Source organism: Auritidibacter ignavus (assembly GCF_029853775.1).
In the GTDB taxonomy this organism is placed as follows: Bacteria; Actinomycetota; Actinomycetes; order Actinomycetales; family Micrococcaceae; genus Auritidibacter; species Auritidibacter ignavus.
The window spans coordinates 2,108,066-2,125,218 of the sequence record NZ_CP122564.1 but is presented as its reverse complement, the minus strand read 5'-3'; the positions used below and the strand labels follow the sequence as shown (position 1 = coordinate 2,125,218).

The window sequence follows — 17,153 nt, the reverse complement described above, 5'->3', positions numbered from 1 at the left end:
GGGGCGAACACTTCGTCGGCATCGGAAGGAACCCCAGGCTATGTCATCAACCGCTGAGACCACACACCCGGTGTTATGGGAGCCTACCGTTGCACACACCGCCCATCACCCAATGACCCGTTTTGCTCGGCGAATCGAAGACAAATATGGGGTGACTCTGGCAAACTACGCGGACTTGCACCGGTGGTCGGTGGATCACCTGGCTGACTTCTGGCGCGAAGTCTGGGAGTTTTCCGATCTGATCGCCTCGACCGGCTCCGAGACGGTTTACGAAGGCGAGGATATGCAACACACTCGCTGGTTCCCGGATGCTCGCTTGAACTTCGCCGAAAACATGCTCCGCCATGTCGCCACGCAACCCGAGGCTGAAGCCATCATCGGTGAACACGAGCTCAGTGGCACCGAAACACTCACCTGGCAACAATTCCACGACCAGGTTGCTTCCCTTGCCCACTATCTGCGTGCAGTCGGGGTACAACCCGGGGACGCGGTCTCGGCGGTACTGCCGAATCTGCCACAGACCATGGTGGCTATGCTGGCCACAGCCTCGGTGGGTGCCATCTGGTCGGTGGTCAATACGGATTTCTCCGCCCACGGTGTGGCCGACCGATTTGCACAGATTGAGCCGAAGCTGCTGATCACCGCCGAAGGGTTCGAATTCAACGGCACCTACCGCGATCTGCGCCCGACCATTCCCGCCTTGCTCGAGGTGCTTCCTACCGTGGAACATCACCTACTGATTGACCGCTACTCAGCTGATGAGCACCTCACCGCTGCCGGGGTGGAGCTGGGCGACGAGCTACCCGATCTGGGCTCAATTACCTCCACCCGGTACTCCCAGGTCATTGCTGAAACCCACGAGGCGGTATACGAGCAAGTACCCTTTGGCCACCCGCTGTGGGTGCTCTATTCATCTGGCACCACCGGCAAGCCCAAAGGCATCGTTCACTCTCACGGCGGAATGACCATCGAGTTCTACAAGCTCGGTGGCATCCACGCCGGGTTGGGGCCCGATGATCGTAGCTATTTCGCGGTGGCGACCACCTGGATGGTGTGGAACCTGTTGCTAGCGATGCTGATGTCCGGGGCAACCATCATCACCTACGACGGCTCTCCCACCGCCGGCGGACCCGCCAAAACCTTCGAGATCCTGGCCAAACACCGCGTCAGTTTCTTTGGCACCGGCGCTGCTCTGCTCTCGCTGGCCGAACGTGCTGGGATCTTCCCCAACCGTCAGATGGATCTCTCCAGCATCGAGACCATGATGGTCACCGGCTCCCCGTTGCCCGACACCACCTGGGAATGGGTGTATCAGGCGATTAATCCCGACCTGCGACTGGGTTCGGACTCAGGTGGCACCGATATGTGCTCGGCCTTTGTCGGCACTAACCCGTATCGGCCGGTACGTCGCGGTGTGTTGATGGGTGCCTATCTGGGGGTTGATGCCCGCGTCGTCAATCCCGAAGGCCAGCGCGTCTTTGACGAGGTCGGCGAACTCGTCGTCGCCCAGCCCATGCCGTCCATGCCCATCTACTTCTGGAACGACCCGGATGGCCAACGCTATCACTCCGCCTATTTCGACGTCTTCGATGGCCTGTGGCGTCACGGGGACTGGGCCACCGAACTCTCCGGGGGCGAAACACTCAGCGCAACCGGCGAGACTGCTGGCAACGGCTTCATCATTCACGGCCGGTCTGACTCCACCATCAACCGTGGTGGCATCCGGATGGGCTCGGCTGACATCACCCAGGTGGTCGACGGGGTTGACGGCGTCGCAACATCCATGGTGATCGGTGCCGAGCTGTCCGGTGGCGACTACTATATGCCACTATTTGTGGTGCCCATCCCAGGCACCTCTGTGACCGAGGAGCTCAAACAGGATATCGTCACGGCCATTCGCACTCGGATTTCTCCGCGCTATGTCCCGGACGAGATCATCGAAGCCCCGGCAGTACCCACCACCAAGACCGGCAAGCTCTTGGAGGTTCCGGTGAAACGACTCTTCCAAGGTGCTTCACCCGATACCGTCAATAAGGCCACCGCCAGCGATGCCGACACCCTGGAGTGGTACATCAAGAAAGCTGAGGACTTCGTCGCTCAGCGTCAGTGACGGTGATCAGGCGAAGATCTCGGAGGCCTCAGTCAGCAACCGGACTTCTTCGTCGCTGAGTTGTAGCGTGGTGGCTTCCAGCAAGGCCGGGAGCTGTTCGACCGTGCGGGCTGAGGCAATCGGGGCCGTGACTCCACGGGCCAACAGCCACGCCAGCGCTACGGAGGCCGGTTGGACCTGGTGGTGCTGCGCAACCTCGACGAGCTGGTCCACCACACGCAGACCGTCAGCGTTAAAGTACTCGGAGACGTGGTTCTTTCGTTCGGTTTCTAAGTCAGCCTCGGTGCGATATTTTCCGGTCAAGAACCCTGCTGCCAAACCGAAGTAGGGGAACACCGCGAGATTATTCTCTTCGGCCACGGCCCGGTAGGTGTTTTCATAGTCGGCACGACGAACCAGGTTGTAGTGCGGTTGGATCGCCACCGGCAACGCCAAATTCTCCTTTCGGGCCACACGGAACCACTCCCGCATCCGATCGGGCGAATAATTCGACAGACCGATATAGCGAATGTGCCCGGCGGTGACGAGCTCGTCAAAGGCCTGAGCTTGATCGGCAATCGGCACCTCAGTGTTGTCGAAGTGCCCGTAGTACAGATCGATGTAGTCAGTCTGGAGACGGCGTAGGGACTCCTTCACCTGCGACTGAAGATAATCCAAGGTCTGTGGTGCCTGCGGAAAATCGCGGACTTTGGTGGCCACCACCACGCGGTCACGAGGCTGGCGAGCCAGCCAGGATCCAATCACGGCCTCGGATTCACCTCCCACAGCATTCGGCGCCCAATGGGGGTAGGTGTCGGCGGTGTCTAAAAAGTTACCCCCGGCATCACAGTAGGCGTCCAAGATCCGGTGGGCGGTGGGTTCATCTGCGGTCCAGCCGAACGTATTAGTCCCCAGGTTCAGTGGAAAAACGTCCAAGTCTGTCTGGGGGATCGTGACACGTTGTTGCGTCATCGCCGAGCCATCCTTTCTCTACCGGGGGTACTGCTTTTCTCATCACAACACATCAGCGGGGGTGGATTCCAGGACCTCGTTGACCAGACGGGCTAGTCCAGGCCACGGGCGGTGAGCGCATCCCCAAGATCATCGGCGTGTTTCAAGCTCAGGACCAAAACGGGTACCGCCCACGACCACGGCGCGATGCGCACACCCCGGGCGCGTTGGGCTTCTCTGACCTGGTTTATGACCGCCGAGAGGGTTCCCACCGAGTTGAGCATCAGCCCCAGCGCCAACCCGATCTTCTCCGGATTCGCCCCGAACCGGCGCAGGGGCCCGAAGAGTTTTTCGGTCGTGGCCACAATGCCCGAAATCTCGGTGGTGCGGGTCAGCACCTGGGCGAGCAGGATGATCGAGATGAGTCGTGCGGTATTGGTGGCAGCGTGGACGGGGTCCAGAAAGATCAGCTGGGTGACCACCAGAAAGACCAGCAGAAAAGAGAGTCGCAACAGGTCGGTCACCAGCAATCGCAACGGAAGTTGGGCCACCAGATACCCCAGAATCGGCAGGAGCACGAAAACTACGGCCGCCGGATAGGAGGGTGGAATCAGAAACAACACCAGAGCAGTCAGGGCCAGCACGAGCAGTTTCAGCCCGGCCGGGGCTCGGTGTACCAGCGAGTTTCCGGGGATATAGAGCGAAATCATATTCGTTCCTGGTCGATCTCGGAATGAATAAAGTCCAGGTAGTTTTCCACCACCGTACGGGGGCGACCGTGTTCGCGCAGACGCCCCTGATGGATCCACAAGCAGTCGTCGCAGGCGGTGGCAAAGTCCAGGTCGTGGGTGACCAACACCAGCTGGGTTTCTCTCGGCAGGTGCAATAGTCTGCGTCGGACTAACAAGGCGTGGCGGGTGTCCAGCATCGAGGTCGGCTCATCGGCGATCACCAGCTGTGGCTCGGTAATCAGTACCGAGCACAGCGCCAAGCGTTGCAGTTGTCCCGACGACAGGGACAGACACGGCCGATCGGCCAGCTCGGTGAGGTGATGCGCTTCCATGGCCGCCTGCACGCGGGCGGTCATCTCGTCTTTGGACAGCCCGGAGCCACGCAATGAGAGCGCGATGTCTTCTTCCACCGTGGGCATGACCACCTGAGTGGCTGCCTGCGGGAAGATCATCCCGATCCTGCCACGCAACCCCGGAGCCATTTTCGGTTTCCCAGGCCCCTGGGAGACCAGGTGTCCATTCACCGTGGCGGCACCGGAGGTATACCCCAGCAGGCCGGCCAGCACGCGGGCCAGGGTGGATTTACCCGAACCGTTCTCGCCAATAATGGCGATTCGAGGTGCGTCGAGTTCGGCGGTGATATCGGTCAGAAGTTGTGCTTGGCCGGAGGATTCACCGGGTGCATCAACCCTGACGCACAACTGATCGAAGGCAATCGTCATCGTTATGATATTCCCATGGTCTCTCGGAAAACATCGGTCCCTATCGTGGTGGACGATCTCATCCGGTGCGGACTGGAGATCCTGCGCACCCACGGGCTGGCCGATGTCTCGATGCGCCGGGTGGCCACCACACTGGGGGTGCGGCCCTCGGCATTGTACTGGCATGTCAAAGATAAACAGTCGTTGCTGGCACTAATGGCCGATGAGATCTTGGCTGGCATGAAGATTCGTAACACCGATTCATTGAGCCACCGCGCCCTGACGCTGTACCAGGGATTGCTCGCCACCCGCGATGCCGCAGAACTCGTCAGCTCGGTGATTGCACTGGGAACCGGAGGCAACCGGCTTCGGCGTAGCTTGCGCCAGGCCAGAGAAATGGACCAGGAACCAGACCCGGAGTTGCTGACCGACACGCTGGTGTCACTGATCTTAGGTGCGGCCGTGGTCTCCCAACAGCGATTGCAGGCCGAACAACTGGGCCTGACCACCGCGGACACGGTGCCGGAGCGGAACCAGGTGCGCAGTGATTTTGCCCAGATGCTCAAGGTGGTTATTCCCTCCTCGGCCTCAGGCGCGGAAGGCCTTCGGGTAGGCGCGCCACAGCCCCATGGTGATCAGCACGGTCAGCACCACCTTGGTGAGGTCACCGGGCAAGAAGACCAGTGAGGTATAGGCGGTCTCCAGCATGCTCAGCCCGGTCATCAACGCCTGCCCCGGGATACCAAAAGCATAAATCACCAAAATACCGCCGACGATGCTGCCCAGTGCCACTTTCCACCAGGTAATGCGCAACCCGGTACGCCATGAGCTCGCGCCGTGGACGATCAGGCCGATGACGACAACACCGGCCAACCAGCCGATCAAGTAGCCCACCGTCGGGGTGGCGAACACGCCGATACCACCACGACCACCAGCTAGGAGGGGCAGTCCCAGTGTTACGGCCAGTTCCAGCAGCGCCACCGCACCGAGTCCGCGCCAGGGTCCCAGCACGGAACCGGCCAGCATCACCCCCAAGGTTTGTAGCGTAATGGGCACACCGCCGGCAATATTGATGCTGCCAACGAGTCCGAAGGCTCCGATGAGCGCGGCAAACACCGCTATTTGTGCCAGCGCGCGGGCCGAGACACCGCCTCGAAAGCGAGAGGTTCTCGCCTCGTGTTGAGGTGTGCGCGCATCGTCAGGGGAGGTGGTTTCAGCCATGATGTGAATTCTTCCAACGGTCGATGAGAAATCATCCGCAGGCGGGACACCTGAGGGTTTAAAACACCGTTCACTGAACAGCGTTCAATACATGGTAGACCCGCAAGCCCCACCTGCGAAAATCCGGGGCAATATTACTGCGGATCGGGCTGCGAGATCTGGCTGTGGATACGGCACCGGATCGGCATTTTCGCGTACAGTATGACACGCAACCATCATCCGAAAGGTGCCCTGTGATGAACGATTCCTCATCCCGTCCGATCAACCCCGACACCGGGCTGCCACAAACCGCACCCCAGGCTGGGTGGCCAACGGCGGTCGACGCTGGCCCGAAGGTCATCTCCTACCGCGTCAACGTCAAGGCCAGCCCGGAGGAACTCTGGGAGATTCTGGCCGACCCCCACCGCCACCACGAGATCGACGGCTCTGACACGGTCAAGCCCAAAGTCTCCGGACCGCACCGGCTGACGATCGGCGATACGTTTAAAGTCGCCATGCACAAGTTCGGCATCGACTACACCATGAAGTTGACCACAGTAGCCGCAATCCCGGGAGAGATTGTGGAATGGAAACACCCCGCTGGCCACACCTGGCGCTGGGAACTTGCCGCCGATGCGCACCACCCTGGCTACACCACGGTCACCGAATCTTTCGACTATTCCTCGGTGCCGTTCTTGGTGGCGATGGCCTACTACTTCTCGAATACCGTGGCATTCAACGCCCAGGGTATCCAGGCATCGTTGACTCGACTGGCAGGACGCTATCTCTGATCATGACCACTTCGTATCCCGATCCGCACTCCGACGCCTGGCAACCGGACAATACCGAGCCGGGGGCAGAATATCGGCGCGATCCGCGCCCGCAACAAAAGACCGCCGAAGAAGATCTCAACCTCCCCGAGTTCTTGGCCCACCCCACCAAAGTGGATATCTTCCTGCTGATCATGCTGTTCGCCATGGCCGTGTGGGGCATTGCTCTCATCCCGTTCCGTGCCTGGCTGTTGACCGAGCCGGTGGCCTACACGTTATTGGTGGGGGGCTACACCTCGTCGGTGATTGGTGGCGCCCACGCCTCGGTCGGTGAAGGGCCCTGGTGGATGTACTGGTTATTCACTCTGCTCGGGGCGCTGAAGTTTGTCCCCTTCTACTACTGGATGGGTAAACGGTGGGGCATGGATTTCATCGACATGTCGGTGAAGTACACGCCCTGGCTGAAGAAAATGGCCCACCGGGCGATGACGTCCACGAAGGCCAAAGGGATCACCGGCGCACTGGTGCCCCTGTGCTATACCCCCGGACCGGTGCCGAGCAATATCATCAACGCGTTGCTGGGGTTATTGCGGGTCTCAGCTGGATTGATGATCGTACTTAACGCGGTCAGTGTGCTAGCAATCAATGGGCTGTTTATCTGGTTGGGCTACACCTTCGGAGATCAAGTGCTGGCCGTGGTAGAGGTCGTCAACCGCTATCTGCTGTGGATTACGCTGGCGCTGATTGTGGTGGCGATCTTCCAGGCCCGTCGTACCATGAAACGCAATGCGGCCCTGAACGCCGACACGAACCAGGACGAACCTGGGAAAGCCAACGCGCAGGACCGCAACCCCTAAGCTAAGAAGCAGATCAGGGCCACATCCCGACCGGGTTAGTACGCCTTCCGGCGTTGCTCGACGACCAGGTGGATCAGCGCGAAGGTGCCGTCTTCGTCCACAGCTTTCAGCGCACGCTCGAGAGCGGCCGGAATCTCCGCGTTGTGGGTGACCTTGACCCCGAACCCACCGAAGGCTTCCGCCATGCCAGCGAAATCCGGGTTGAACAGCTGCGTACCGGACACACGGCCCGGGTAATCGCGTTCCTGGTGGGTGCGGATGGTGCCGTACTCCTGGTTATCCATTACGATCACCAGCGGGGTGGCACCGTACTGGCGGGCGGTGGCCAGTTCCTGCCCGTTCATCAAGAACTCACCGTCACCGGCAATCGTGATGATCCGACGGTCCGGGTAGTTCAACGAGGCGGCCACACCCGAGGGCACCGAGTAGCCCATCGAGCCGTTACGGGCCGAGATCATCGAGGCATAGGAGCGGGTCGGGAAGTAACGGTGGGCCCAGTTGGTGTGTTCACCGGCACCAAAGGTAACCATTGGATCCTGGGGTGCAGGAAGTGCCGCAACCAGATGGGCCATCATTTCATCCATGGTGGCCGGGCCTTCACCGGTGATCTCCGGCAACGCCGCAAACTCTTCCTGTTGGGCCCGCATCTTCGCGGTCCAGGTCTTCCAGGAGTCCTTGACCTCGAGGTCCATGCGGACCAGGTCGTGGATAAACAGAGCCGGTTTCGCCACGATCTGGTAGGACACCGGGCCAGAACGACCGCGCAGTGACGGGTCGATAGTGACCAGGAAGTTGGTTTTCTCCCAGTTCTGGCGCACCCGGAAACCGTCGGTAACAGTATCACCGGGCACCGTGCCAACGAAGACGATCAGGTCGGTTTCTTCCAGCAAATCGTAGGTGGGCTTGGGCCGACCATACCCGATTGGCCCCACATAGCTGGGTGAGTCAAAGGGGATGGTGCCTTCGGTGCGCCATTCCGCTGCTGCGGCGATGTGGTGGTCTTCCAGCCATCGGGTTAGTTCCTCAGCGGATTCGTGGCTCCAGTCGTTCCCACCGGTGATGAATAGCGGCTTATCGGAGTTCAACAGCGCAGAGTGCAGTGCCTTCCAGTCGTCCACGGTCATACCGCCACCAGCCACCGGAATCTGTGGGTGCAGCCGGGCGTCAATCTCGTGGGTGATGACATCTTCGGGCAGACCGACAATCACCGGACCGGGGCGACCCGAGGCGGCTGCGAACATCGCTTCGGCGACGATCTCGGAGGCGCGCTCAGCATGGTCGAGCACCATGACACGCTTGGCTCCAGAGTCAAACCAGGCATGCGGATCGAATTCCTGGAAGGCTTCCTTATCGCGGTGTTCGAACGGGATGAGTCCAACAAACAGCACCATCGGGGTCGAGTCCTGCCAGGCGGTGTGCAGTCCCACGTGCGCATTCGAGGCACCGGGACCACGGGTCACCATGGCCACACCGGGGGTGGAATTCATCTTGCCCTCGGCTTCGGCCATATAGGCCGCCCCGCCCTCGTGGCGACAGACAATATTGTCAATGGGTGAATCATAGAGTCCGTCTAGCACGTTCAGGTAGCTCTCCCCTGGAACGCTGTAGACGCGTTTCACGCCGTGAGCGACCAACGTATCAACGATGACGTGGCCGGCAGGCTTCTTCTGGCTCATCTGGCTCCTCAGCTCCACACAGAATGTGTTTACAACACTTTTTCATCATGAACCGCGATCTCATGGTGGTGGACAACGGTTATCTCTCGCTTGACTATCCAAACTACCATCGACCCGATGTCCGCCCCGTCACATTCCGGGGCAGATTCAGTCCTTTGTGAACATGCCGGGACATTTCTATGATGTCCACCACGTTCGTTGCACAGAACGCGTTAGGAGGAGCGACCCTCACCGTGCTGTGGGTCCTCGCGGTCCGCATCCTCCGCGTGCTGCGGGGTTGAGTCGCGCGGGTGAGATGCTGGGGAGCGCTGCGCTTCGGCCCGTTCGGCCTCAGCGCGTTTTTTCGCCCGCGCTTTGGCCATGGCTTCACGGTGCATTTGTTCCGAGGACCGGTTAATGCCGGAGCCTTCGGAAAGGTGTTCGGGGTTGTCTCGTGATGCCAGCTGGAGCAAGGAGACCACCAGCAGGGAGACGATGAAAAACACCCCGAAAGCGATCAAACCCAGGTCCAGGCGGAGGGGCCTATCGGGGTTGTTCAGGCCACCGGTGGAGGCCAGCGTGACCACGACACCACCGATCAAACCGAGGACGGCTGAGAAAATCAGGGGTGCCGCAACGCCGAGGGGTTTGTTCTTCTCGGGGCCGTTCGGAGGTTGCGGGCCGCGCTGAGTAGTCACGACTCACGCTCCTGGGGTGCTCGATGATCACAATACATAATGCCTGCACGCTCCGGATGATCCACGTCGTGGGGCACCAGGGCGCACCTGACTATTCTAATCACGGCATGCTGACAGAATCCGCACGTGACCTCTCAGAGTGAACAACAGGGCGCACCACAGACCAGCACTGCAGGTCAGGATTCTTTCGGTCTCCACCCACGACGACGAGCCCGGCGGGTGTCGAGGTAGTACCCCACCCCGGGAATACTGCAAAACACCACGTGAATAAAGGCCGCCGAGCCCACAATACCGAGCAGATTGTGGAAGTCAGCTCCGACGAAGATCGCGATGACGGTGGCCACCGCCGTGAGCACATCGACGGCTCCGGGGATCAACCAGTCGCGGGCCGGGGGGAATTCTTTGCGGTATCCACCACCGGCCACCAGCTGAGCGATACCGGCAACCAGCAAGGCCAGGCTGAGGATGATCGCGGTGGCCATCACCCCGGCGGAGAACAGTTGGGCCCCAACTAATGCAACCGGCCCAAGCACCCAGGCGGCCGCAGCCATCGACAAAGGCGAGCGCATGGCCTCCGGCACCGGTTCTTGGCGCAGGAATTCCCACATCGCCACCCCGGTGAGAAACAGGTAGATGGCGCAGCTGACATTAACCCAGGCAGGGCCGGAGTCCATCAGGTCGGGCGCTTGGTAGATCAGCGAGAAGATCCCGAAGGCTAAGGCCACCCCGGCACGAATCAGATACGGTCGAAAAATCAGGTGGGCGGTGTCGGGGCTGATCTTGGACGGAGGCTGCTGTTGGGTCTGAGTCACGGGAGACATTCTAGGCAAGAAAACGTTCTCCGGCAGTTTTCTCCTTCGCGCCCGGTATGACAGAATATAAATGTCCATCACGAGCGGCCGAGAGATCTGGCTCCATGACGCCGCAGCAATCTATCTCGAGTGCTAATGCCAGAATCGATGGGAGCAAGAATATGACAACGTTCACCGAACAGCCCCAGGTGGCCGAATCTGAATCCAACCGGGTGTCCGGCGTGTTCTACGGTTCCGCTCAAACAACCGTGAGCACCGGTGCGTACCGTTTCCTGGTTGATGAGCCGGAAGCCTCCGGTGGAAAGAATGCAGCGCCTAACCCGATGGAATACATTCTCGGGGCCACCAACGAGTGTATTTCCGTGGTGATTGAGGCCAAGTCCGGCACACACCAGATCCCGATTCAGGGCATTCACACCTACTCCTATGCCTCCCAGGATTTGGGTGGTCTGGCGGCAGGCCGGGATGTCCAACCTCACTTTCACACCTATCATTTGGCCGTGTTAGTCCAGACCGATGTGCGCGACGCGGACCGACTACGGGCCTTCGCCCAGGACGTGGAGCACGCTTGCCCGGCAGCCAACCTGTTGCGAGCGGCCCAAGGGCTACAGCTGACCGTGCACTGGCAGTTCGTCGACCGGCTGGTTGATCACGATGCCGAGGCCGTGGTGAATCAGGCGCTGGGGGTCCCCAACCGGAATGAGCCGGTGGACGCTGCCGAACCATTTCTGACGCTCACCAACCCCGACGCCTAGGACGAGCGCGACGGGCCGACCACACTGCCCAACACGATCCAGGCCTCGCCCCGAATCCGCCACCACAGTGTCAGCGCACGAGCGCCCAGATATACCACGGCGAAGCCGACCCAGACCAACACCACCGATACGACCCCGGAGCCGTCGTCGAGCTGGGCGGCCAGCCAGCCGAGAAACAGAATGAACGGCAGGTAGAGCGCCAAGGCAACCACTGAGGCGATCCCGAGGTATTTGGCGTCCCCGGCACCCATCAGGATGCCGTCGAGGATGAACACATACCCCGCCAGCGGCTGGGCGATGGCCAACACCATCAGCCCGGCCGCTCCGGCCTGGATCACGACCGGGTCTTGGCTAAACATTCGCGGGATCACCGCAGACAGCCCGGCCAACAACAGCCCGGTGATCACCCCGAAGCCCATCGACCAGCGGATCATCGTCCGGGTCAGCTCCCGAACTTCCCGGCGGTGGCTGGCGCCGAGTTCCTGACCGACCAGTGCCTGGGCGGCGATGGCCAGCGCGTCCAGGGCGAAGGACAGCGTGGAGAAGATGGTCATCACCATCTGGTGGCTGGCCAGCACTGGGGCGCCCAGTTGTGTGGCGGTCAGTACTGTGACCAAAATCCCGGCACGCAGTGCTGCCGAACGCACCAGCAACCACGACCCGATCTGGGCGGTGTCTTTCAGCCCCGCCAGGGTGGGCAACAGGCGACCGCCCTTTCCCCGGTAGCGGGTGGTGAGAATCATCAGGTAGATGCAGAACATTGCCCATTGGATCACTGAGGTGCCCAAGGCGGAGCCGATCACGCCGAGTCCGACCACGTAGATCAGCAGGTAGTTGACCGCAATGTTGATCGCAAAGCCTACACCGGCGACCACCAGCGGGGTTTTGGCGTCGGCCAGTCCCCGCAGGGTGCCCACCGTGGCCAGGATAGCGGTCATGGCCGGAAGCCCGATCATCGAATACTGCAGATACTCCACCGCGTGAGCCTGGGTCTGCCCGCTAGCCCCCAGCGCGCTCAGCACCCACGGGGCAGTGAGAGCCAAAGGTATGGCGATCACCACGCCCAGTAGCAACCCCAACCAGATACCGTCACGACCACGTTGCAGGGCCCGGTTGAGCTCACCGGCACCGAGAAAACGGGCGACAGCCGGGGTGGTGGAATAGGCCAGAAAGACGAGCAAGCCGGTCACGGTCTGCAGCACCGTGGCGGCCAATCCGACCCCGGCCAGCTGACTGGTACCCAGGTTGCCGATCATGGCGGTATCGACGACTAAAAACAGTGGCTCGGCGATCAGTGCCCCGAGTGAGGGCACGGCCAATGAAAGAATCTGGGCAGATACCGACCGCGGCCGGTCTGAACGGCGGGACTCAGCCTCAGGCACCGCGTTAAGCCAGGCCTGCCCACGGTGCGATGGTGAACCACCATGCCGCACCCAACTGCTCCCGGCCTTGTTCCAACAGCTCTGCCGGGGTGAGGTAGAGCAGACAGACCGCCACCGCGTTATTGAAGGCGTGTTGGACGTAGCTGAAGGCCAGCGAGAACTTCATCAGCGTGTAGACCAGCGAGAACGCCAGTCCCATCACCGCGTACGGAATGGTTTCAATGATGTTGAATTGGCCCGCCCCAATGAAATGTAACAGCGAGAAGGTGATCACCGAGATCGGTACCGAAACCCACACCGTGACCCAGCGGGAGAGCTTACCGATCAGCAGGTGGCGGAAAATGTACTCTTCGACGAGCGGGCCACAAATTACCACAGTGATAAACATCAGCCAGAACGGGGCCACGGTGGTCATTTCCTCGAGCACCAGCTGGTTCTCCGAGCTGGGGACCTCACCGATCAACACGGTCACGACCAGGTTGATGATGATGGTGCCGAACCAGATGGCCGGAATCATCAACAGTTTCAGTGGCCACAGCCGGCGGAAGGACCGGAGCGAGGACAGTAGCGTCGGGCCGGCGGCGATGAGCACCAACACGGTCATGATCAGGTAGTTGATCAGATTCACCGCGAAACCGATTTCAACCGGGAACACGCCCCGGGCAAGGTCTTCGACGCTGACCGGATCGGTGCCCACCAGCCACGCCGAGAAGGACACAAACCCTGGAATGAACAGCATCAGCGCTCCGAGTCCGAGCAGAAACAGCAACACGTAACCCAGCACGGCGAGCAGGTCGCGCCACACAAACGGGCCGGGCCGGCAGTCCGGGATCACCGGATCGCGGGGCTCGCCCATCCGGGAGGGCGGTGCGGAGCCGGGCCAGCCCGACGGGATCGGATACGGGGCGCCGGCCGGCTGCGTCCACCCCGGCGGAAGCTGTTGCTGATCAGTCATGACTGCCAGTCTACTGGGGGTACTGGTCACCGGTGTTGTCAGTGTTGTGAGTGGCACCGTTGCTGGCATACTGATCGTGGTACAGCCGGGCGTAGGCGCCGCCACGGCGTAGTAGTTGCTCGTGTCTGCCCTGTTCGACAATCCGGCCGTGGTCCATGACCAAAATATGGTCGGCGTGTCGGATGGTGGATAGCCGGTGGGCGATCACGAAGGTGGTCCGATCTGCTCGAAGCGTGGCCATGCCCTGCTGGATCAGCTCTTCGGTGCGGGTATCGACCGAGCTGGTGGCTTCATCCAGAATCAGCACCTTCGGGTCGGCTAAAAACGCTCGGGCAATGGTCAACCGCTGTAACTCGCCGACGGAGAGGTTCTCGGCCTGCAACGAAATCTCCGTGTCATACCCCTCGGGCAACGTGGTCACGAACTCGTGGACCCGGGTGGCCTTTGCGGCTGCTATCAGCTGCGCTTCGGTGGCCTCGGGCCGGCCGAGTCGCAGGTTCTCGGCGATGGTCCCGGTGAGCACCACCCCGTCTTGGAGCACCATGCCGATCTTCCGGCGCAGTTTGCCCCGGGAGATCTTCGAAATGTCCTCGCCATCGAGGGTGATCCGACCGGCATCCAGCTCGTAGAACCGCATCAGCAGATTCACCAATGTGGTCTTACCGGCCCCGGTGGGACCGACAATGGCGACCATCTCCCCGGGCGCCACATCCAGGTTGATCTCGCGAATCAGTGGCTCGTCGGTATAGGAAAAGCTCACGTCCTCAAAACGCACCGCACCCCGACCCGAGGTGGCGTCTGGTTCCGTGTTGTCAATGGCGGGATCGGCTTCGGGCTCGGCATCCAAGAACTCGAAGATCCGCCCGGCCGAGACCACCGCGGAGATCACCATATTCGAGGTGGAGGCCACCTCGCTGACCGGTTGGGAGAACTGTCGGGAGTACTGGATGAAGGCAGTCACCCCGCCTAAGGTCATCGACCCGCCGGCGACCTTCAGCGCACCCAGCACCGCCAGGCCCACATAGGCCAGCTGGGTGATCCACTCCATCAGCGGGTAGATCAGCCCTGAATAAAACTCTGCCTGAGCCGAGGCAGCATACAGGCGCTGATTGTCTTCGCGGAACTGGTCGCGCACCCATTGCGCCCGCCCGAAGGCGACCACCACCGGATAGGAGCTGACGGTTTCTTCCACACGCGCGTTCACCTCACCGGTCACCGCCCACTGTTCGGTGAATTTCCGATGTGACCGGGCCCCGACCAGCACCACCACGATCGCTCCGGCAGGCAGGATCCCCAGGGCGACCAGGGCCAGCTGCCAGTCCAGCGCCAACATCATCACCGCGATCCCGATCAGAGTCATCAGCCCGTTGATCAGCGAGACCATACCACCTTGGATCGCCCCGTGCAGGTTATCCACATCGTTGGTGGTGCGCGAGAGGAGATCCCCGCGCGCCCGGCCATCCACCCAGGCCAGTGGCACCCGGTTCAGCTGAGCCTCGATCCGCTGGCGCAACCGGTATACCACCTGCACCGACACGCGGTTGACCACCAGTCCCTGCAGATACTCAAACCCCTGGGCCACCCCATAGAGCGCCAGGGTCAGCAGCGCGTACCGGTTCAGCTGGCTGAAATTAATGCCCGCTCCGGCGGTGTGCTGGGAATCGACCGCACCGGAAAAAATCACATCCATGGCCGCCCCGAGCATCAGCGGGGCCGCGACCGCAGCCATGACCGACACCACCGCCAACACCGGCACCAGCAGGATCATCCGCCAGTGGGCACCAAATAGTCGCAGCACACGCCCGGCCGTGGCAAAAAACCTGGGGGAGCTGTGTGCTGCCGTTTGTGCTGTCATGAGGTGACCTGCTGCGAGTCCATGATCTGCCGGTAGACCGGATTCGACTGGCTCAGTTCCGCGTGCGTACCGACCCCGACGATCCGGCCTCCTTCCAGCACCAGGATCTGATCGGCCTCGGTGATGGCCGCCACGCGTTGGGCCACCATCACCACGCTCGCGCCACTGGAGCGCTGATATCTGGCCAGCCCGGCGCGCACCGCCGCCTCGGTGCTGGCATCCAGCGCCGAGAGCGCATCATCAAACACGTAGATCTGCCGCCCACCCACCAGCGCGCGAGCGATGCTGAGCCGCTGACGTTGCCCGCCGGACAGATTCGCCCCACCCTGACTAACCGGATACGCCAGGGACTCCGCTAGCTCTTGAGGCAGAAAGTCCCGGCACTGAGCGATCTCCAGGGCCTGATGCATCTGCTCCTCGGTGGCTTCAGGCGTGGCAAACCCCAGGTTGGATCCCACCGTTCCCGACAGCAGGGTCGCGGTTTGTGGGGCGAGCCCCACCAGATCCGACAGCCTCGCGCGCGGGATCTCACGAAGATCCACTCCACCGATCCGCACGGCCCCCGCGGTGGGATCAATCAGCCGGCTCATCAGCTTGACCAGCGTGGATTTTCCCGACCCGGTGGAACCGATGATCGCCGTGGTAGTCCCCGGCGGAATCCGGAAACTGACCTCATCCACGATGGGTGCCTCAGCCCCGGGTAGCTGGACCTGCACGTGATCAAACACCAGCTCCGCCGAGGCCGGTTGTGCCATCTGCCGGTGCGGGGAAACCAACTCCGGTTCGGTAGTCAGCACCTCCTGGATGCGCCGGGCTGCCACCGCCGCCCGCGGGATCATCATGAACACGAACACGCCCATCATCACCGCCATGAGGATCAGCGTCAGGTACTGCATCAGTGCCGCCACACCGCCGACCTGCACCTCACCGGCGGCCACCCGGTGCCCGCCGAAGAACAGCACCGCAACCATCGCCGCCTGCAAAATCATCGCGATCACCGGGCCCATCAGCACCATCCAGCGACCAATGCCCAGGCTGATCGCAGTCAGTTTCCGGTTCGCCCGATCAAACCGTCGGGTCTGCTCGGCCTCCCGCACAAAGGCTCGCACCACGCGGATGCCAGCGATCTGCTCGCGCAGCACGGTATTCACCCCGTCAATGCTGTCTTGCATGGCCTGGAATAACGGCAGCACCCGCGCGAAGAGTAACCAGACGAACAGCAACAGCACCGGGACTGCCACCCACACCACGGCGGAGAGCACCACATCTTGTTCCATGGCCATCACCAGCCCGCCGACCAGCATAATCGGGGACAATAACACCGTGGAGGCCACCACCAAGGCCAGCGACTGCACCTGTTCGACATCGTTGGTGGTCCGGGTGAGCAAGGTGCCGGGACCGAACTGTTGGACCTGATGCACCGACAGGTCGGTGACCTGCTCAAAGAGGTCGGCCCGCAAATCCCGGCCGATCCCCATCGTCGCCCGTGCTGCGAAGAACGTGGCCCCGACCTCACAGACCACCTGAAGGCCCGCCACCCCGAGCATCACCAACCCGGTGGAACCGATATATCCGGTATCCCCGGTGGCAATTCCGTGATCGATAATGTCAGCATTCAATCGCGGCAGTGCCAGTGTCGCCATCGTGGCCATCACCTGCGCGATCACCACGATCAGCAGATGCCACCCGTAGGGTTTGGCGTAGCGACTGAGCAGGCGGAGAAGCACTCTCGCCATTCCACC

16 protein-coding genes and 1 riboswitch are annotated in these 17,153 nt (G+C 61.5%); of the genes, 5 read left to right on the top strand and 11 right to left on the bottom strand.

Going from position 1 to position 17,153, the window contains the following annotated elements:
- Positions 1 to 40: 40 nt before the first annotated feature.
- Complete coding sequence (locus QDX22_RS09635; RefSeq protein WP_279673438.1) at positions 41 to 2,110, top strand: acetoacetate--CoA ligase; 2,070 nt, start codon at positions 41 to 43, stop codon at positions 2,108 to 2,110.
- Between the two features lie 6 nt (positions 2,111 to 2,116).
- Here the strand turns inward: QDX22_RS09635 and QDX22_RS09630 are convergent, their stop codons facing one another.
- The 3 genes from QDX22_RS09630 to QDX22_RS09620 form a co-directional block, all read right to left on the bottom strand.
- Positions 2,117 to 3,061 (bottom strand): aldo/keto reductase, encoded by a 945-nt coding sequence (locus tag QDX22_RS09630; protein WP_279672765.1) that lies wholly within the window; start codon positions 3,059 to 3,061, stop codon positions 2,117 to 2,119.
- 92 nt (positions 3,062 to 3,153) lie between these two features.
- On the bottom strand, positions 3,154 to 3,750 hold the full coding sequence (locus QDX22_RS09625; protein ID WP_122549435.1) for an energy-coupling factor transporter transmembrane component T family protein: 597 nt from the start codon (positions 3,748 to 3,750) through the stop codon (positions 3,154 to 3,156).
- Positions 3,747 to 4,493 carry an energy-coupling factor ABC transporter ATP-binding protein gene (locus QDX22_RS09620; protein ID WP_158524777.1) on the bottom strand — a complete coding sequence of 249 codons (747 nt, stop codon included), beginning with the start codon at positions 4,491 to 4,493 and terminating at the stop codon, positions 3,747 to 3,749. Before QDX22_RS09620 ends, QDX22_RS09625 begins: the two co-directional genes overlap by 4 nt.
- Before the next feature lie 15 nt (positions 4,494 to 4,508).
- Between QDX22_RS09620 and QDX22_RS09615 the strand changes: the two genes are divergently transcribed.
- Positions 4,509 to 5,159 (top strand): TetR/AcrR family transcriptional regulator, encoded by a 651-nt coding sequence (locus QDX22_RS09615; RefSeq protein WP_110110752.1) that lies wholly within the window; start codon positions 4,509 to 4,511, stop codon positions 5,157 to 5,159.
- Here the strand turns inward: QDX22_RS09615 and QDX22_RS09610 are convergent.
- Positions 5,061 to 5,693, bottom strand: coding sequence for a biotin transporter BioY (locus tag QDX22_RS09610; RefSeq protein WP_279717803.1), 633 nt, complete (start codon positions 5,691 to 5,693; stop codon positions 5,061 to 5,063). The two genes, QDX22_RS09615 and QDX22_RS09610, sit on opposite strands and share 99 nt — an antisense overlap.
- 236 nt (positions 5,694 to 5,929) lie before the next feature.
- Here QDX22_RS09610 and QDX22_RS09605 point away from each other — a divergent pair, with 236 nt between their 5' ends.
- Together QDX22_RS09605 and QDX22_RS09600 are read left to right on the top strand one after the other, a co-directional pair.
- Entirely contained in the window at positions 5,930 to 6,463 is a 534-nt protein-coding gene (locus QDX22_RS09605; protein WP_110099847.1) for an SRPBCC family protein, read from the top strand.
- A gap of 2 nt (positions 6,464 to 6,465) precedes the next feature.
- Positions 6,466 to 7,299 carry a DedA family protein gene (locus tag QDX22_RS09600; RefSeq protein ID WP_279672764.1) on the top strand — a complete coding sequence of 278 codons (834 nt, stop codon included), beginning with the start codon at positions 6,466 to 6,468 and terminating at the stop codon, positions 7,297 to 7,299.
- A 35-nt stretch (positions 7,300 to 7,334) separates the two neighbouring features.
- Here the strand turns inward: QDX22_RS09600 and QDX22_RS09595 are convergent, their stop codons facing one another.
- From QDX22_RS09595 to QDX22_RS09585, 3 genes are all read right to left on the bottom strand, one after another.
- Positions 7,335 to 8,975 (bottom strand): thiamine pyrophosphate-dependent enzyme, encoded by a 1,641-nt coding sequence (locus QDX22_RS09595; RefSeq protein WP_122549439.1) that lies wholly within the window; start codon positions 8,973 to 8,975, stop codon positions 7,335 to 7,337.
- A gap of 212 nt (positions 8,976 to 9,187) precedes the next feature.
- Entirely contained in the window at positions 9,188 to 9,652 is a 465-nt protein-coding gene (locus QDX22_RS09590) for a hypothetical protein (protein WP_279717802.1), read from the bottom strand.
- A 176-nt stretch (positions 9,653 to 9,828) separates the two neighbouring features.
- Complete coding sequence (locus QDX22_RS09585; protein ID WP_146206321.1) at positions 9,829 to 10,464, bottom strand: hypothetical protein; 636 nt, start codon at positions 10,462 to 10,464, stop codon at positions 9,829 to 9,831.
- Positions 10,465 to 10,535: 71 nt separating this feature from the next.
- A riboswitch (SAM riboswitch) is annotated at positions 10,536 to 10,618 on the top strand.
- A gap of 7 nt (positions 10,619 to 10,625) precedes the next feature.
- On the opposite strand from QDX22_RS09585, the gene QDX22_RS09580 reads away from it, so the two are divergent.
- Positions 10,626 to 11,219, top strand: coding sequence for an OsmC family protein (locus QDX22_RS09580; RefSeq protein WP_279723919.1), 594 nt, complete (start codon positions 10,626 to 10,628; stop codon positions 11,217 to 11,219).
- On the opposite strand, the gene QDX22_RS09575 is transcribed toward QDX22_RS09580, so the two are convergent.
- From QDX22_RS09575 to QDX22_RS09560, 4 genes are all read right to left on the bottom strand, one after another.
- Positions 11,216 to 12,532, bottom strand: coding sequence for an MATE family efflux transporter (locus QDX22_RS09575; RefSeq protein ID WP_279723918.1), 1,317 nt, complete (start codon positions 12,530 to 12,532; stop codon positions 11,216 to 11,218). The two genes, QDX22_RS09580 and QDX22_RS09575, sit on opposite strands and share 4 nt — an antisense overlap.
- A 73-nt stretch (positions 12,533 to 12,605) precedes the next feature.
- Complete coding sequence (locus QDX22_RS09570) at positions 12,606 to 13,556, bottom strand: CPBP family intramembrane glutamic endopeptidase (protein ID WP_279717800.1); 951 nt, start codon at positions 13,554 to 13,556, stop codon at positions 12,606 to 12,608.
- 10 nt (positions 13,557 to 13,566) lie between these two features.
- Complete coding sequence (locus QDX22_RS09565) at positions 13,567 to 15,411, bottom strand: ABC transporter ATP-binding protein (RefSeq protein WP_279717799.1); 1,845 nt, start codon at positions 15,409 to 15,411, stop codon at positions 13,567 to 13,569.
- On the bottom strand, positions 15,408 to 17,138 hold the full coding sequence (locus QDX22_RS09560; protein ID WP_279673434.1) for an ABC transporter ATP-binding protein: 1,731 nt from the start codon (positions 17,136 to 17,138) through the stop codon (positions 15,408 to 15,410). The genes QDX22_RS09565 and QDX22_RS09560 overlap by 4 nt, the downstream gene beginning before the upstream one ends.
- Positions 17,139 to 17,153 lie beyond the last annotated feature (15 nt).

Excerpts from the sequence above, each read along its gene's own strand:
- QDX22_RS09580 (WP_279723919.1), top strand. The coding sequence starts at position 10,626 with ATGACAACGTTCACCGAACAGCCCCAGGTGGCCGAATCTGAATCCAAC.
- QDX22_RS09610 (WP_279717803.1), bottom strand. The coding sequence starts at position 5,693 with ATGGCTGAAACCACCTCCCCTGACGATGCGCGCACACCTCAACACGAG.
- QDX22_RS09615 (WP_110110752.1), top strand. The coding sequence starts at position 4,509 with ATGGTCTCTCGGAAAACATCGGTCCCTATCGTGGTGGACGATCTCATC.
- QDX22_RS09595 (WP_122549439.1), bottom strand. The coding sequence starts at position 8,975 with ATGAGCCAGAAGAAGCCTGCCGGCCACGTCATCGTTGATACGTTGGTC.
- QDX22_RS09630 (WP_279672765.1), bottom strand. The coding sequence starts at position 3,061 with ATGACGCAACAACGTGTCACGATCCCCCAGACAGACTTGGACGTTTTT.
- QDX22_RS09565 (WP_279717799.1), bottom strand. The coding sequence starts at position 15,411 with ATGACAGCACAAACGGCAGCACACAGCTCCCCCAGGTTTTTTGCCACG.
- QDX22_RS09605 (WP_110099847.1), top strand. The coding sequence starts at position 5,930 with ATGAACGATTCCTCATCCCGTCCGATCAACCCCGACACCGGGCTGCCA.
- QDX22_RS09620 (WP_158524777.1), bottom strand. The coding sequence starts at position 4,493 with ATGACGATTGCCTTCGATCAGTTGTGCGTCAGGGTTGATGCACCCGGT.
- QDX22_RS09600 (WP_279672764.1), top strand. The coding sequence starts at position 6,466 with ATGACCACTTCGTATCCCGATCCGCACTCCGACGCCTGGCAACCGGAC.
- QDX22_RS09570 (WP_279717800.1), bottom strand. The coding sequence starts at position 13,556 with ATGACTGATCAGCAACAGCTTCCGCCGGGGTGGACGCAGCCGGCCGGC.
- QDX22_RS09635 (WP_279673438.1), top strand. The coding sequence starts at position 41 with ATGTCATCAACCGCTGAGACCACACACCCGGTGTTATGGGAGCCTACC.
- QDX22_RS09625 (WP_122549435.1), bottom strand. The coding sequence starts at position 3,750 with ATGATTTCGCTCTATATCCCCGGAAACTCGCTGGTACACCGAGCCCCG.